The organism is Pseudomonas sp. BC42 (assembly GCF_021560055.1).
In the GTDB taxonomy this organism is placed as follows: domain Bacteria; phylum Pseudomonadota; class Gammaproteobacteria; order Pseudomonadales; family Pseudomonadaceae; genus Aquipseudomonas.
The window spans coordinates 58,623-73,567 of record NZ_CP091067.1 but is presented as its reverse complement, the minus strand read 5'-3'; the positions used below and the strand labels follow the sequence as shown (position 1 = coordinate 73,567).

Sequence of the window (14,945 nt, the reverse complement as noted above, 5' to 3'; positions counted from 1 at the left end):
GCCGTGCGTGCAATCAGCGGTGTAACTGAATGTTTCCGTCCGTTCTGCTTTTGCCTACACAAAAAACAGCGAGGAATAATCCATGCTCGAAGTCATCAACGACTTCCTCTCAGGGAAAGTGCTGATCGTGCTCATTGTCGGGCTCGGCAGCTACTTCACGATCCGCTCGCGTTTCGTTCAATTGCGCCACTTCCTCCATATGTTCGCGGTGTTCCGCGACAGCCTGAAAAGCAGCGGCGGCCAGCTCAGCTCGTTCCAGGCGCTGATGCTCAGCCTTGCTGGCCGGGTGGGCGCGGGCAACATCGCCGGCGTCGGCATCGCCGTGACCCTGGGCGGCCCTGGCGCGGTGTTCTGGATGTGGGTGACCGCACTGGTCGGCATGTCCAGCAGCTTCTTCGAGTGCACCCTGGCCCAGGTCTACAAGCGCGCCGACGGCGACGGCCTGTACCGCGGCGGCCCGGCCTACTACATCCAGCACGGCCTGAAGCTCAAGGGCATGGCGGTGGTATTCTCCATCCTGCTGCTGGTCACCTACGGCTTCGCCTTCATCGGCCTGCAGTCCTACACCGTGACGCACTCGCTGCAGGACGCCTTTGCCTTTGACCCACGCCACACCGGCATCGTCCTGGCGGTGCTGCTGGCCATCACCTTCATCGGCGGCATCAAGCGCATCGCCGCGGTGTCCGACCTGCTGGTTCCGATCAAGACCCTGGCCTACATCGCCGTGACCCTGTACGTGATCGGCACCCAGATCGAACACGTGCCGGCCATGCTGGAAACCATCATCAAGAGCGCCTTCGGCCTCGATCCGGCCTTCGGCGGCCTGCTGGGCAGCGCCATCGTCATGGGCGTGAAGCGTGGCGTGTTCGCCAACGAAGCCGGCCTGGGCAGTGCGCCGAACGTCGCCGCCGTGGCCGCCGTGAAGCACCCGGGCGCCCAGGGCGTGGTCCAGGCCTTCAGCGTGTTCCTCGACACCTTCGTGATCTGCACCTGCACCGCGCTGCTGATCCTGCTGTCGGGCTTCTACACTCCTGGCTTCGAAGGCGATGGCATCGTCCTGACCCAGAACTCGCTGGCCGCCGTGGTCGGTGACTGGGGCCGCCTGTTCGTCAGCGTCGCGCTGTCGCTGTTCGTCTTCACCTGCATCCTCTACAACTACTACCTGGGCGAAAACAGCCTGCAGTTCCTCAGCCGCAACCGCGTCGTGCTGATGCTGTTCCGCGGCCTGGTGCTGGCGCTGGTGGTCTGGGGTTCGATGCAGGACCTTTCGACCGTGTTCGCCTTCGCCGACATCACCATGACCTGCCTGGCCTTCGTCAACCTGGTGGCCCTGGCCATGCTGTTCAAGGTCGGCCTGCGGGTGATGCGCGACTACGACGAGCAGCGCCGCGCCGGCGTCGACCAGCCGGTGTTCGACTCGCGCAAGTTCGCCGATCTGGACCTGGACCTGAAGGCCTGGCCTGCCGAACCTTCGGCCGCCACCCAGGCCGAGCCGCAAGGCGTACCCGCAGCGCAACGCTGACGGGTGAACGACGGGGGCATCCTCTGCACCCGTCGGTTACAGTTCGATAAATGTGCGAGCGGGCTTGCCCGCTCCCACAGGAACTCACCGTTTCGGAGAATCCCATGAACCCTTCGACCTACCCTGTCGCCCAGCACGTCATGGTGCTCTACACCGGTGGCACCATCGGCATGCAGGCCAGCGCCGACGGCCTGGCCCCGGCGTCCGGTTTCGACGTGCGCATGCGCGCCTACCTCGACAGCCAGCCCGAACTGGTGGTGCCGGCCTGGCGCTTTCGCGAGATGGCGCCGCTGATCGACAGCGCCAACATGACCCCCGACTACTGGCAGCGCCTGCGTGAAGCGGTGGTCGAAGCCGTGGACCAAGGCTGCGACAGCGTGCTGATCCTGCACGGCACCGACACCCTGGCCTACAGCGCCGCCGCCATGAGCTTCCAGTTGCTGGGCCTGCCGGCGCCCGTGGTGTTCACCGGCTCGATGCTGCCGGCCGGCGTGCCCGACAGCGACGCCTGGGAAAACCTCAGTGGCGCCCTCTTGGCCCTGGGCCAGGGCCTGGCGCCGGGGGTGCACCTGTACTTCCACGGCGAGCTGCTGGCGCCGACCCGCTGCGCGAAAATCCGCAGTTTCGGCCGTCATCCGTTCGCCGCCCTGCAACGCAATGGCGGCGGCGCCAAGGCCGAAGCGCTTCCTGCGGCGCTGGATTACCGCCAGGCCAAGCAACTGGCCAAGGTCGGCGTGCTGCCGCTGTTCCCCGGCATCGGCGCCGAGCTGCTGGACGGCGTGCTCGACAGCGGCATCCAGGCCCTGGTGCTGGAGTGCTTCGGCAGCGGCACCGGTCCTAGCGACAACCCGGCGTTCCTGGCCAGTCTCAAGCGCGCGCAGGAGCAAGGCATCGTCGTGGTGGCGGTGACCCAGTGCCATGAAGGCGGTGTGGAGCTGGACATCTACGAAGCCGGCAGCCGCTTGCGCGGCGTGGGCGTGCTGTCCGGTGGCGGCATGACTCGCGAAGCGGCGTTCGGCAAGCTCAATGCGCTGCTCGGTGCCGGGCTGGAAAGCGCCGAAGTGCGGCGCCTGGTCGAACTCGATCTGTGTGGCGAGTTGAGCTGAAGCTCGCGCTCGGGAGCCGGTGGCTACTGCGGTAGCTGCCGGCTCGACGACGAGCAGAGGGTGGCTGTCAGGTTACTTTTTGACCGAGTAATCCTGGCCCCAGACCCGCACCGAACTCGAGCTCTCGATCGGCCCTTCAAACACGAACTTCTGCCGCACTGCCGCCTTGGCCGGGATGGTGACTTCGTCCGGGTTGTCGAGGCTGACAGTCAGATTGTTGGCGTAACCGTCCTGGTCGATCGCCAGCAGGGCGCCGGTCTGCTTGAGGTTGATCAGTCGCAACTGGCTGTCGCTGCTGTTCTTGAAACCCAGGGTAACGTTGAAGCTGTCGCCGACGGCTTCGGTCTTCAACACCTGAACATCGACGCGGCCTTTCATTTGCTCGCGAGAGGAAATGATCGAGGCACCGTCGACGCCTTGCGCCGATTGGCGACCGTCGAGCACACCTTCGCTGACGCCGCCCAAGAGGTTCTTGCCTGCCGAAATGGCTGATGAGACGGCTGACTTGGCAGAGTCCTTGATGGTGCTTTCGCTGCCTGGCTCAGCCTCGGCCAGGCACAGCGAACTCAGGAGCAAGCCGGAGACCAGAAGCAGGGAACGCGCAGGGATGAGGGTCATACATAGTCCTTTATCGAGGTTGCTGCACCGCCACTTCAGGCGATGAATGGCAGGCAGGTTGCACCAATCAAAGCGCCAAGTCACTAGCCACACAACGCTCGCAATGCCCCGTGCAGCGTGCCGGCAAACCGCAGGTCTGATCGCGGGCGGCATGCAACTTGCTCCGGTTAAGGGTCTTCCCCTGGCTGGAATCTGCGCATGCTGCACTCGCACCTCACCACCCTCAACGCCGTTTCCCTGGTGCTCAACACCTTCAAGGAACAGGGCCAGGACAGTGAAGCCCTGTTGGCCGGCAGCGGGATAAACCCCGCCGACCTGAGCCGCGCCGACACCCGCATCACCACCAATCAAGAGATGCTGGTGTGCGCCAATGCCGTGGCCCTGCAACGGGACATCGGCCTGGAACTGGGCCGGCGCATGCACGTTTCCTCCTACGGCATGCTCGGCTATGCCCTGCTCACCAGTGCCACCTTAGGTGACGCTTTGCGCCTGGCCATGCGCTATCCGGCGCTGTTGGGAACACTTTTCGAACTGAGCCTGGAAGCCGACGGCCCGCGCATCTGGTTCACCGCCGCCGGCTACCGCGAAAGCCCGGCCCTGGCGGCGTTCAATACCGAGTTCTGCCTGGTGTCGCTGAAGGTCATCTGCGACGACTTGCTGGGCCACCCGCTGCCGCTGCTGGGGGCGCGCTTCGACTACCCGGCGCCGGACTATCAACAGCGCTACCGCGAGCCCTTCGACTGCCCGCTGCAGTTCAACGCCCGCAGCAACGCCTTCGCCTTCGACCAGCAATGGCTCGAACACCCCCTGCCCCTGGCGGATGCCATCACCCACCAGGCCATGGCCGAGCGCTGCCGCAAGCAGAACACCGAGTTCACCGGACGCCAGGCCTGGCTCGGGCGCATCCGCCAGTTGCTGGCGGCGCAACTGGACGCCGCGCCGGGGCTGGAGGGGCTGGCGGAACAGATGAACTGCTCGGCCCGGACCTTGCGCCGCCATCTGCGCGACCTGGGCTGCAGCTATCAGGAGCTGCTGGACGAGCTGCGCTTCGAGCGGGCCAAGCAGATGCTCTGCGAAGACCAGATGCCCATCTACCGGATTGCCGAGGCCCTGGGCTTCAGCGAGACCGCGAGCTTTCGCCATGCCTTCATCCGCTGGAGCGGCGTGGCGCCGAGCCAATTCCGGCCCTGAGACAAACCCCGGCATAAAGACGCCGATTGCTTTACATTGCCGAGCTTTGAAACCGGCAAGGGACTGCAAGCTTGAACCCAATCACAGGCGCCATCGCCCGGCGCATCGGTATTCGCGGGCTGTGTCTGGCACTGGCGCTGCTGGCGGGCGGCCCCGTTGCCCAGGCCTTCGACCTGTCGAAGATCCGCTGGTGGGAGATGCAGGGCGACATCCTGCTGGACGATCCGGAAACCGCCACGCTGCAACTCGAACCCTTTCCCCTGCCCGGGCTGGCCCAGCCGCCGGCCCGGCTGATCCTCAGCCAATACCAAGGGCTGTTCTACCTCAACGGCTATGGGGATGGGCAGTACCGGCAGCGGGTCTACAAGTCACCGCCCTTGCCGCTATTCGATGCCCAGGCGCTCCAGGACTGCACGCCCGAGCAGCGCCCCGTAGAGGCCACCGACAACTGGCCGCCGAGCAAGCAGCTGGAAGCCGCCCTGAGCCTGACCAAGCTGAGTTTCGACTGCCAGAGCCCGGGCTGGGAGTTGAGCAATCGCTATCTGCTGGTGGACAGCCGCGATCCCCAGCGGCCGTTGCTGGCCATCGGTCAGCGCCAGGGCGAGGCACGGATCGACTTCATCCCGCAGCAACCAATCACCCCCGAACTGCAGCAGCAATGGCTGCAAGCCCTGCACAAATACCCGAAGCTGCTGGAACCCTTTGACGCCAGCAGCGGCCAGCTGAGCGTCAAGCCCTATGCGCCGCCGCCCGGCGCGGATCAGGTCTGGGCGGAGTTCCGCCAGTTGCACGGGCAATTGCGCGACGCCAAGGACAAGGCCCCGGGCATCGCCCGGGCGGAAGCCTTCTTCACCCGCCATGACTTTCGCGCCATCGCCCCCGAGCGCAGTACCTACCCGGGCCTGCTCAACGACATCGCCTATTGGGCCACCGAGGCCGGCCAGTTGCAGAGCGCCCGGCCCTGGCTGGCCTACGTGCTGCGTCGCGACCCGGGGCGCATGCCGACCTACCTCAACCTGGCGGACCTGGATTGGCGCCTGTACGAGCAGCAGCCCGCAGACACCCGGCACCGGGGCCGGGCCATGGAGAACTATCGGCTGTACTGCGGGCTGCGCCTGCAACGCCAGCTTGGGGTCCCCGCCAGGGTCACCCAGCGCCTGGGCCTTGAGGCACCCAGCGAACAGGCGTGCCAGAGCGCCTGGCCGCTGGTGACAGCGGTGGACCAGGGTGACGCGGGCGAAGTCCGGCGCCTGCTGCAAAGCGGCCTGCGCGGCGACGTGATCGCCGCCGACGGGCGCCCGGCGCTGTTGCATGCCCTGGACAAGCCCGACCTGGACATCGCCCGGCTGTTGCTGGCCCATGGCGCCCGCCCACAGGGCCAGTACAACGGCCGCACCCAGGTGTTCCTGGCCATGCGCCGCGACCTCAAGGACAACCCGGACCTGAGCCAGGCCAAGCGCCTCAACTTCCTGCTGCAGGCCGGCGCCGCCATCGATGAACAGGATGCTCAGGGCGGCACCGTGCTGCAGGCAATGGCCAAGGAGCGCGACGACATCGAGCGCTTCAATTGGCTGTTGCAACACCCGCAGGACCTCGACAAACGCAGCGGGCCAGACGGCGAAACCGCGCTGTTCCTGGCGCTCAAGGGCGGCAACTACGCCGCCGCCAGAGAACTGATAAAGGCCGGTGCCAACCTCAACCTGAGCTACGGCCGCAATGCTTGCGCAGGGCAGCCGATTCGCGAAAGCCTGCTGATGATCGTCGCCGAACAGGGCTCGCCCGAGGTCATCAATCCCTGGGTCAGCCAGCAACAGAGCCTGGACATGTTCACCCTGCTGCTGGAAAAAGGCGCCGACCCCAACCTCGGCCGCTACTGCAAGAACAACGGCTACACCTGGCTGCTGGAGATCATGGCCCGGCGCAAGCGCGACGACATGCTCAAGGTGCTGCAAAGCTTTGCGCCACCACCGCCGGCGACGGCGTTTCGTCTTTGACGCGTGGCGCCCGCTGCGCCCCTGAAACAAAGCCCGGCACAACGGCGCCGATTGCATTACATTGCCGGGCTTTCTACCGGCAAGGGACTGCAACGTTGAAGCTATTCTCAGGCGCCATCGCCCGGCGCATCGGCATTCGCGGGCTAGGCCTGGCGCTGGCACTGCTGGCGGCCGCCCCCGCGGCCCAGGCCTTCGACCTGGACCTGGCCTGGTTCAAATGGTCGGGAATGCGCCGCAACTTCGTCCTCGACTCCCCGGAAACCGCCACCCTGGAGCTCAAGCCGTTCCCCCTGCCGGGCCTGGAGCGGGTGCCGCTGCGGATTGTCCTGAGCCAGTACCGCGGGCTGTTCTACTTCAATGCCTACCAGGACCTGAAGTACCGGGAACGGATCTACAAGTCGCCGCCGATCGCCCTGTTCAGCCCCAAAGAGCTGCGGGCCTGTGTAGCCCCGGGCGATGACATCCCGGTCAGTGACATCTGGCCCACGAGCAACACCCTGGTCCCCGGCATCAGCCTGACGCCCCTGAGCTTCCAGTGTAAGGAGCCAGCCGAGTGGCAACTTAGCGGGCGCTACCTGCTGGTCGACCAGCGCGATCCGCAGCACCCGCTGCTGGCCATCAGTCACCGCCGGGACCTGAGCCAGATGGAATTCACCCCCCTGCAACCCATCAGCGAGGAAACCGGGCAGCAATGGTTGCAGGCCCTGGAGACATTCCCGCGGTGGTTCCGCCCCTTCACCCAAGGCAGCGGGCCGATCACCATCAACGCCTATGTGCCAGCGCCAGCCTCGAACCCGGACAGCCTCTGGAAAGAGTTCCGCGCGCTGCACGAACAACTGCGCACGGCCAAGGACAAACTGCCGGGCATCCGCGCAGTGGAAGACTTCTTCGTCGTCCATGACTTTCGCAGCATCGCCAGCGAGCGCCGCGAATACCCCGGCCTGCTGAATGACATCGCCTTCTGGGCCAGCCAGGCCGGTCAGCTGCAAACTGCCCGCCCCTGGCTCCGGGAAGTGCTGCGCCGCGACCCTGGACGCATGCCGACCTACCTCAACCTGGCGGACCTGGACTGGGCGCTGTTCGAACAGCGGCCATTGGACAACGCCCATCAGGGCCGGGCCATCGAGGGCTATCGGGTGTATTGCGGCCTGCGCCTGCGACGCCAGATGAGCATCCCGCCCCGGGTCCTGCAGCGCCTGGGCCTGAGCGCCGCCAACCCACAGGCGTGCCAGGGCTTCTGGCCGCTGGTGGACGCGGTGGATACCGGCGACCTGACCCAAGTGCAGCGCCTGCTGGCCAGCGGCATCAGCGGCGAGGTCATGGCCGACGATGGCCGCAGTGCCCTGTTGCACGCCCTGGACGCGCCGCACCTGGACATCGCCCGGCTGCTGCTGGAGCACGGCGCCCACACCAGCGGCCTGTACAACTGGACCACCCTGGCGACCCTGGCCATGCGCCGCGATCTGGGCGACAGCCCCGACCTGAGCCAGGGCGGACGCCTGAAGTTCCTCATCGAGGCCGGTGTCGCCCTCGACGAACCCGACAGCCAGGGTGTGACGCCCCTGATGCAGATGGCCGAGAACAAGCGCAGCCTGCAAGGCTTCACTTGGCTGCTGCAACACCCGCAAAACCTCGACCGGCGCACAACCGCCGATGGTGAAACCGCACTGTATCGGGCGTTTTCGGGCAACAACCAGGTGGCCATGAGGCAGCTGATAGAGGCCGGTGCCAACCTCAACCTGAGCTACGGCCGCGGCACCTGCTACAACCAGCCCGTCGGCGAAAGCCTGCTGACCCTGGTGGCCGACAAGACCTCCGCCGACGCCCAGTCGCCCTCCGTCAGCCAGCAGGACACCCTGGAGCTGTTCGCCCTGCTGCTGGAGAAAGGCGCCGACCCGACTGTCGGCCAGCACTGCGAGAAAAAGGGCTACACCCTGTTGCTGGAAGCCATTGCCCGGAACAAACGCGAGGACATGCTCAAGGTGCTGCAGCGCTACGTTCCCGCCCCACCTGCCGGCTGAAACCCGTGGCGCCCCGCAATGGGGCGCCACGCCTCTTTAAGGGGCGAATTTCGGTCAAACACTTTGGCCAGATCGATCCCCTTTTGGCCGCTCCTGCCGTTCTCCGAAACCCCGCGCCCCGCAAGACTGTGAGCCACCGAATCAGCCTGCGGAGAACAAGAAAATGCTGACGATCTACTCGGACGATCACCACCTGCACCACGGCCGTTGTGAACTCATCGACGGGCAACTGATGCCCTGTTTCGAAATGCCTTCCCGGGCCGACCACGTGCTGGACCGGGTGCAACAGCGCAACCTCGGTCCGGTCGAGGCACCCAGGGACTTCGGCCTGGAGCCTATCGAGCGCATCCACAGCCGGGCCTATCTGGACTTCTTCAAGGGCGCCTGGGAACGCTGGGCGGCGCAGGGCATCGACGGCGACCTGCTGCCCTACACCTGGCCGGCGCGCACCCTGCGCAGCGTGATTCCCACCAGCCTCCACGGCCAGCTGGGCTACTACAGCTTCGACGGCGGCGCGCCGATCACCGCCGGCACCTGGCAGGCGGCCTACAGCGCCGCACAGGTGGCGCTGACCGCCCAGGCCCATATCCAGAACGGCGCCCACAGCGCCTTCGCCCTGTGCCGGCCACCGGGACACCACGCCGCCAGCGACCTGATGGGCGGTTACTGCTACCTGAACAACGCTGCCATCGCCGCCCAGGCGTTCCTCGACCAGGGCCACCGGAAAGTCGCGATCCTCGATGTCGACTACCACCACGGCAACGGCACCCAGTCGATTTTCTATGAGCGCAACGACGTGCTCTTCACCTCGATCCACGGCCACCCGGAAGCCGAGTTCCCGTTCTTCCTGGGCTATGCCGACGAATGTGGCGAAGGCGCCGGGGAAGGTTTCAACTTCAACTACCCACTGGCCGCCGGCAGCGGCTGGGACCTGTGGAGCGCGGCCCTGGAGCAGGCCTGCGACGAGATCCAGCGCTTTGGCGCCGACATCATCGTGGTGTCCCTGGGCGTGGACACCTTCAAGGACGACCCGATCTCGCAATTCAAACTCGACAGCCCGGATTACCTGGCCATGGGCAAGCGCATCGCCGCCCTCGGCAAGCCGACGCTGTTCGTCATGGAAGGCGGTTACGCGGTAGCAGAAATCGGCATCAACGCCGTGAACGTTCTCGAAGGTTTTCAAAGCGCCCAGTGAGGGATTCGCATCATGCAAAGACTCAAACGCTTAGTGATTCCCGCCCTGTGCGCCAGCCTGCTGGGCACCGCCGCCCACGCCGAAGAGCGCACGCTGCGGGTGTACAACTGGTTCGACTACATCACCCCCAAGGCCCTGGAGGATTTCAAGGCGCAGAACAGCCAGGTGAAGCTGGTCTACGACATCTTCGACACCAACGAAGCCCTGGAGGCCAAGCTGCTGACCGGCAACTCCGGGTATGACGTGGTGGTGCCGTCCAACGTGTTCCTGGCCAAGCAGATCGAGGCCGGGGTGTTCCAGCCCCTGGACCGCAGCAAGCTGCCCAACTGGAACCACCTGGACCCCAAGCTGATGAAGCTGATCGAGGCCAACGATCCGGGCAACCAGTTCGCCGTGCCCTACATGTACGGCACCATCCTGATCGGCTTCAACCCGGACAAGGTCAAGGCCGCCCTGGGCGACCAGGCGCCGGTGGACAGCTGGGACCTGATCTTCAAGGAAGAGAACATCAGCAAGCTCAAGCAGTGCGGCGTGGCCCTGCTGGATTCGCCGTCGGAAATCCTGCCCCTGGCCCTGCAGCACCTGGGCCTGGACCCCAACAGCAAGAAGCCGGCGGACTACGAGAAAGCTGAAGCGCTGCTGATGAAGATTCGCCCGTACATCACCTACTTCCATTCGTCCAAGTACATGGCCGACATCGCCAACGGCGACATCTGCGTGGCGGTGGGTTATTCGGGGAGCTTCTCCCAGGCCGCCAACCGCGCCAAGGAAGCCAAGAACGGCGTGACCGTGGACATGCGCCTGCCCAAGGAAGGCGCGCCGATCTGGTTCGACATGCTGGCGATCCCCAAGGGCGCCAAGGATCCGCAAGACGCCTACACCTTCATCAACTACCTGCTGCAACCCCAGGTGATCGCCCCGGTCAGCGACTTTGTCGGTTACCCGAACCCGAACAAGGACGCCACGGAGCTGGTGGCCCCTTCGATCCGCAACAACCCCAACCTGTATCCGACAGCAGCGGCGATGAACACCCTGTATACCCTGCAGCCGCTGCCCCGTGATGCGGAGCGGGCGCGGACCCGGGCCTGGACCAAGATCAAGTCCGGCACCTGACCCTCATCCAGGACGGGAACCGCGCGCCCTGTGGCGAGCGAGCTTGCTCGCGCTGGATGGCGCAGCAAGCCCAAGAGCGGTTTCCCGGTTCTGCCTGATACACCGCAACCGTCGGCGTTACGACCGCTGCGCGGCCGAGCGGGAGCACGCTCCCTCGCCACGACAAGTGGTTAGCAGCCGCTGAGGCCTTGGGGGCTGCGCTCTGCGGCGAAGAACCAGGGCCGCAGGCGCACGCCGACGCCGTTGCCGATAAAGGCCGCCACCAGCCACAGCCAGCCATGCAGGCTGCCGGAGGCGATGCCGCTGAAGTAGGCGCCGATGTTGCAGCCATAGGCCAGGCGCGAGCCGTAGCCCAGCAGCAGCCCGCCGATCACCGCCGCCACCAGGGAACGGGCGGGGATCTTCAGGCTCGGGGCAAAACGTCCCGCCAGTCCCGCTGCCAACAAGGCCCCCAGGACGATGCCGATGTCCATGACGCTGGTGATGTCCTGCCACACCGGGGCCGCCAGGGCCTTGGCATTCGCCGCGCTCTGCCAGAACACCCAACTGCCCACGTCCACGCCCAAGCCACTGGCGACTTTCGCCCCCCACAGGGCGAACGCCGAGGTGATGCCCCACGGGCGCCCGGCCAGGGCCAGGGTGGCGAAGTTGAGCAACGCCAGGGCCACCGCGCCCCAGACCAGCGGCCAGGGGCCGCGCAGCAGGCGGCGCCAGCCCTGGTGCGGGCTGGCGACCGGGGCTTCGAGGCGGCCATGGCGGCGTTTTTCCAGGGTCTGGGTGAGCAAGGCGATCAGCGCGAACAGGCACAGGCTCAAGCCCAGGGCCGGGCCGACGCCGAAGCTCTGGACGATGGAAATCGGCGGCAGCGACGGCAGGGCGAACCACCAGTCCACATGCTGGGTGGCGAGCAGCGAACCGCAGATGAAGAACGCCAGGGTCACCAGCATCCGCGCATTGCCGCCGCCGACGGTGAACAGGGTGCCCGAGGCGCAACCGCCCCCCAGTTGCATGCCGATGCCGAAAATGAAGGCACCGAAGATCACCGACACCCCGGCCGGCGCCACCAGCCCCACCACCGGCTGGCCGAACAGGCTGCCCGCCCCCAACGCCGGGAAAAACAGCAACACCGCCAGGGCCAGCATGACCATCTGCGCCCGCAGGCCGGCGCCACGCCGATCACGGATAAACACCCGCCAGGCCGAGGTGAAACCAAAGGCCGCGTGATACAGGGTCAACCCCAGGGCCGCCCCCAGCAGCAACAGCAGCACCTGCCGAGCCCCGACCTGGACCTGCAGGAACAAGGCGCCAAGCACCAACAGCAGCAAGGCGCACAGCGGGGCGCCGAACTTGCGTTCAGGCGCCAGGGAGAGGGTCTGGCTCATGGGAATGCTCGGGCAGGAAAGGACCCGCGAGTATACCCGCTCAAACCCTCCAGGCCTGGCGCAAACGCCCCAGCGCAGCCTGGATATCGGCTTCGGGCACCGCAGCAAAACCCAGCACCAGTCCGGCCCGCCGATCCTCGGGCAAGGCCGTTTGCGGCAACCAGTAGGTGCTCAGGCCGTTGACCTCGACATCGACACTGGCCGCCTGCTCCAGCAGTTGCTGCTCCCGGGCCAGGCTGTCCACGCGCACTGTCAGGTGCAAACCTGCGGCCACCGTGGGCAGCGGCCCGACGCCCGGGATCGCCTCGGGCCAGCCGGCGAGCAAGGTGTTGCGCCGGCTCAGGGCGGCGCGGCGCATGCGCCGGATATGCCGCTGGAAGTGCCCGGCGGCCATGAACTCGGCCATCACCGCCTGGGTGCTGACTTCGGAATGGCGCACATCCACCGCCCGGCGCCGGGCAAAGGCCTGCACCAGATGCGGCGGCAACACCAGGTAGCCCAGGCGCAGTGCCGGGAACGCGACCTTGCCGAAGGTGCCGACATAGATCACCCGTCCCTGCCGGTCCAGCGCCGCCAGCGGGGCCAGGGGCGCGCCGCTGTAGCGGTATTCGCCGTCGTAGTCGTCCTCGACGATCCAGCCTCCACTGCGCTCGGCCCAGGCCAGCAACTCCAGGCGCCGGGCCAGGCTCATGATCACCCCGGTGGGGTACTGATGGGACGGGGTGACATAGGCCAGGCGGCAGTGCTCCAGTTGCTCCAGCTGACGGCAGTCGATGCCTTCCTGGTCCACCGCCACGCCCTGCAGTCGCGCCCCGGCCACGGCAAAGGCGTGACCCGCCGCCCGATAGCCGGGGTTTTCCACAGCCACCACGTCACCGGGCTCCACCAGCAGCTGTGCACAAAGGCTGATGCCCTGTTGCGCACCACTGGTGATCACAATTTGTTCAGCGGTGCACTGCAGCCCTCGGGCACTGCGCAGGTAAGCGGCGATCAGGCCGCGCAGCCGCGAATCGCCGGCGGAGTCGCCGTAGCACAGCTGGTGCAGGTTCGGCCTGCGCCAGAAAGCCGCATTCAGCTTGGCCCAGACCTCGAACGGGAACAGATCGAAAGCCGGCACGCCGACCCGAAAAGCCCGCGGCGGACCACTGGGCGGCGTACTCAGATGGTGCTCTTGCAGGCGCTGCACACCACTGCTGTGGATAACTTTACTGGATGCATCACCAGTTATTTCCGTCGATTTTGTGGATAACCCTGTGGGCAAGCCTGTTGACAACCCTGTGGATACTTTTGTGGATAGTTTTTTGATGGGTAACCGGGTTTCCGGCAATTGGGCCACGTAGGTGCCATCGCCGACCCGCCCTTCGATAAACCCCTCGGCATACAGCTGGTCATAGGCGCGCACCACGCTGTTGCGGGAAATCCCCAGCGCCGCCGCCAGGTCGCGGCTGGCCGGCAAGCGCGTGCCGCTGGCCAGGCGCCCGTCCAGCACCCGCAGGCGCAGGGCCTGGTACAGCTGGCGGCTAAGGCCCTGGCGCCGATCCAGCTGGATCCCGGCAGGGTTGAAAGACAGCGGAGGCAAGGCACTGTTCATCGCGGGGCACCCGGGAATTGGACCTATGAAATAGACCAGAGATGGCTCTTACAACGAACCATTAGCCTGCCTAGGATGCAGCTACTCGCCAAGGAGTTTTTCCATGTACCTGCCTCGCGCTTTCGTCGATGAAGACCTTTCCCGCCTCCACGGCGTGATGCAACACAGCCGTCTGGCCACCCTGGTGACCTGGGGCGCCCTGGGCCTGCAAGCCAGCCACCTGCCGTTGCTGCTGGACCCCGGGCAAGGTGCCAGCGGCACGCTCTATGGGCACCTGGCCAAGGCCAACCCGCAATGCGCCGAGCTGGCCAGCGGTGCCGAGGCCCTGGTGATTTTCAGCGGCGAAGACGCCTACATCAGCCCGTCGTTCTATCCGGGCAAGGCCGAACACGGCAAAGTGGTGCCCACCTGGAACTACGTGGCAGTGCACGCCTATGGCCAGCCTGAAATATTCAGCGACCCGCAGCGGTTGCTGCAGGTGGTCGAGGGCCTGACCGAACGCCATGAGGCCGGCCGCCCGCAACCGTGGAAGGTGGCCGATGCTCCGGCCGACTATGTCGATGGCATGCTCAAGGCGATTGTCGGTTTCGCCCTGCCGATCCAGCGCCTGGAGGGCAAGCGCAAGCTCAGCCAGAACCGCAATGCCGAAGACATCGCCGGGGTCCGTGAAGGCCTGGCGGCCAGCGCCGACCCGCGTGACCAGCAACTGTCGCAACTGATGGGCTGAGCGCCCGTCCAGAACAATAAAGGAGCTTTCATGAGCCAGATTCAGATCCGCCCCGTCACCGCTGCCGACCACGCCGCCTGGCTGCCGTTGTGGCAGGCCTACCTGCGCTTCTACGAAACCGAACTGCCGGACACCGTGACCCAGAGCACCTGGCAGCGTTTTCTCGATACCCGCGAACCGACCCACGCCGCCCTGGCCTGGGACGGCGAGCGCGCCGTGGGCCTGGTGCATTTCATCTATCACCGCTCCAACTGGAGCATCGAGAATGCCTGCTACCTGCAGGACCTGCTGGTGACTCCGGACCAGCGCGGCACCGGTGTCGGCCGCCAGTTGATCGAGTTCGTCTACACCCGGGCCAAGCAGGACGGCTGCGCCAAGGTGCATTGGCTGACCCACGAAACCAATGCCACGGCCATCCAGCTCTACGAGCGCATTGCCGAGCGTCCGGGCTTTATCCAGTTCCGCAAACCCCTCTGAACCCGCAA

The 14,945-nt window shown here is 66.0% G+C and carries 12 protein-coding genes; 9 read left to right on the top strand and 3 right to left on the bottom strand.

Going from position 1 to position 14,945, the window contains the following annotated elements; all coding sequences use genetic code 11:
• The first annotated feature begins 82 nt into the window (after positions 1–82).
• Together L1O02_RS00335 and L1O02_RS00330 are read left to right on the top strand one after the other, a co-directional pair.
• Positions 83–1,522 (top strand): alanine/glycine:cation symporter family protein, encoded by a 1,440-nt coding sequence (locus L1O02_RS00335; RefSeq protein WP_235759390.1) that lies wholly within the window; start codon positions 83–85, stop codon positions 1,520–1,522.
• A gap of 104 nt (positions 1,523–1,626) precedes the next feature.
• A complete protein-coding gene (locus L1O02_RS00330) occupies positions 1,627–2,628 on the top strand; it encodes an asparaginase (protein WP_060841782.1) in 1,002 nt (333 codons plus the stop codon).
• A 72-nt stretch (positions 2,629–2,700) separates the two neighbouring features.
• Here the strand turns inward: L1O02_RS00330 and L1O02_RS00325 are convergent, their stop codons facing one another.
• Positions 2,701–3,246: a hypothetical protein gene (locus L1O02_RS00325; protein ID WP_041120452.1), complete on the bottom strand. Its 546-nt coding sequence runs from the start codon at positions 3,244–3,246 to the stop codon at positions 2,701–2,703.
• Between the two features lie 198 nt (positions 3,247–3,444).
• Here L1O02_RS00325 and L1O02_RS00320 point away from each other — a divergent pair, with 198 nt between their 5' ends.
• From L1O02_RS00320 to L1O02_RS00300, 5 genes are all read left to right on the top strand, one after another.
• On the top strand, positions 3,445–4,437 hold the full coding sequence (locus tag L1O02_RS00320; protein WP_060841784.1) for an AraC family transcriptional regulator: 993 nt from the start codon (positions 3,445–3,447) through the stop codon (positions 4,435–4,437).
• Between the two features lie 197 nt (positions 4,438–4,634).
• Positions 4,635–6,431, top strand: coding sequence for an ankyrin repeat domain-containing protein (locus L1O02_RS00315; protein ID WP_235760277.1), 1,797 nt, complete (start codon positions 4,635–4,637; stop codon positions 6,429–6,431).
• Between the two features lie 95 nt (positions 6,432–6,526).
• Positions 6,527–8,452: an ankyrin repeat domain-containing protein gene (locus tag L1O02_RS00310; protein WP_235759388.1), complete on the top strand. Its 1,926-nt coding sequence runs from the start codon at positions 6,527–6,529 to the stop codon at positions 8,450–8,452.
• A gap of 163 nt (positions 8,453–8,615) precedes the next feature.
• Complete coding sequence (locus tag L1O02_RS00305; RefSeq protein WP_235759386.1) at positions 8,616–9,647, top strand: histone deacetylase family protein; 1,032 nt, start codon at positions 8,616–8,618, stop codon at positions 9,645–9,647.
• A 12-nt stretch (positions 9,648–9,659) separates the two neighbouring features.
• Positions 9,660–10,760, top strand: coding sequence for a polyamine ABC transporter substrate-binding protein (locus tag L1O02_RS00300; protein ID WP_235759384.1), 1,101 nt, complete (start codon positions 9,660–9,662; stop codon positions 10,758–10,760).
• A gap of 170 nt (positions 10,761–10,930) precedes the next feature.
• Here the strand turns inward: L1O02_RS00300 and L1O02_RS00295 are convergent, their stop codons facing one another.
• Entirely contained in the window at positions 10,931–12,142 is a 1,212-nt protein-coding gene (locus L1O02_RS00295; protein WP_235759382.1) for a YeeE/YedE family protein, read from the bottom strand.
• Between the two features lie 40 nt (positions 12,143–12,182).
• Positions 12,183–13,733 carry a PLP-dependent aminotransferase family protein gene (locus L1O02_RS00290; protein WP_060841790.1) on the bottom strand — a complete coding sequence of 517 codons (1,551 nt, stop codon included), beginning with the start codon at positions 13,731–13,733 and terminating at the stop codon, positions 12,183–12,185.
• 103 nt (positions 13,734–13,836) lie between these two features.
• Between L1O02_RS00290 and L1O02_RS00285 the strand changes: the two genes are divergently transcribed.
• Together L1O02_RS00285 and L1O02_RS00280 are read left to right on the top strand one after the other, a co-directional pair.
• On the top strand, positions 13,837–14,460 hold the full coding sequence (locus tag L1O02_RS00285; RefSeq protein WP_108544981.1) for an FMN-binding negative transcriptional regulator: 624 nt from the start codon (positions 13,837–13,839) through the stop codon (positions 14,458–14,460).
• A gap of 30 nt (positions 14,461–14,490) precedes the next feature.
• A complete protein-coding gene (locus tag L1O02_RS00280) occupies positions 14,491–14,937 on the top strand; it encodes a GNAT family N-acetyltransferase (RefSeq protein WP_060841792.1) in 447 nt (148 codons plus the stop codon).
• The last annotated feature ends 8 nt before the right edge of the window (positions 14,938–14,945 follow it).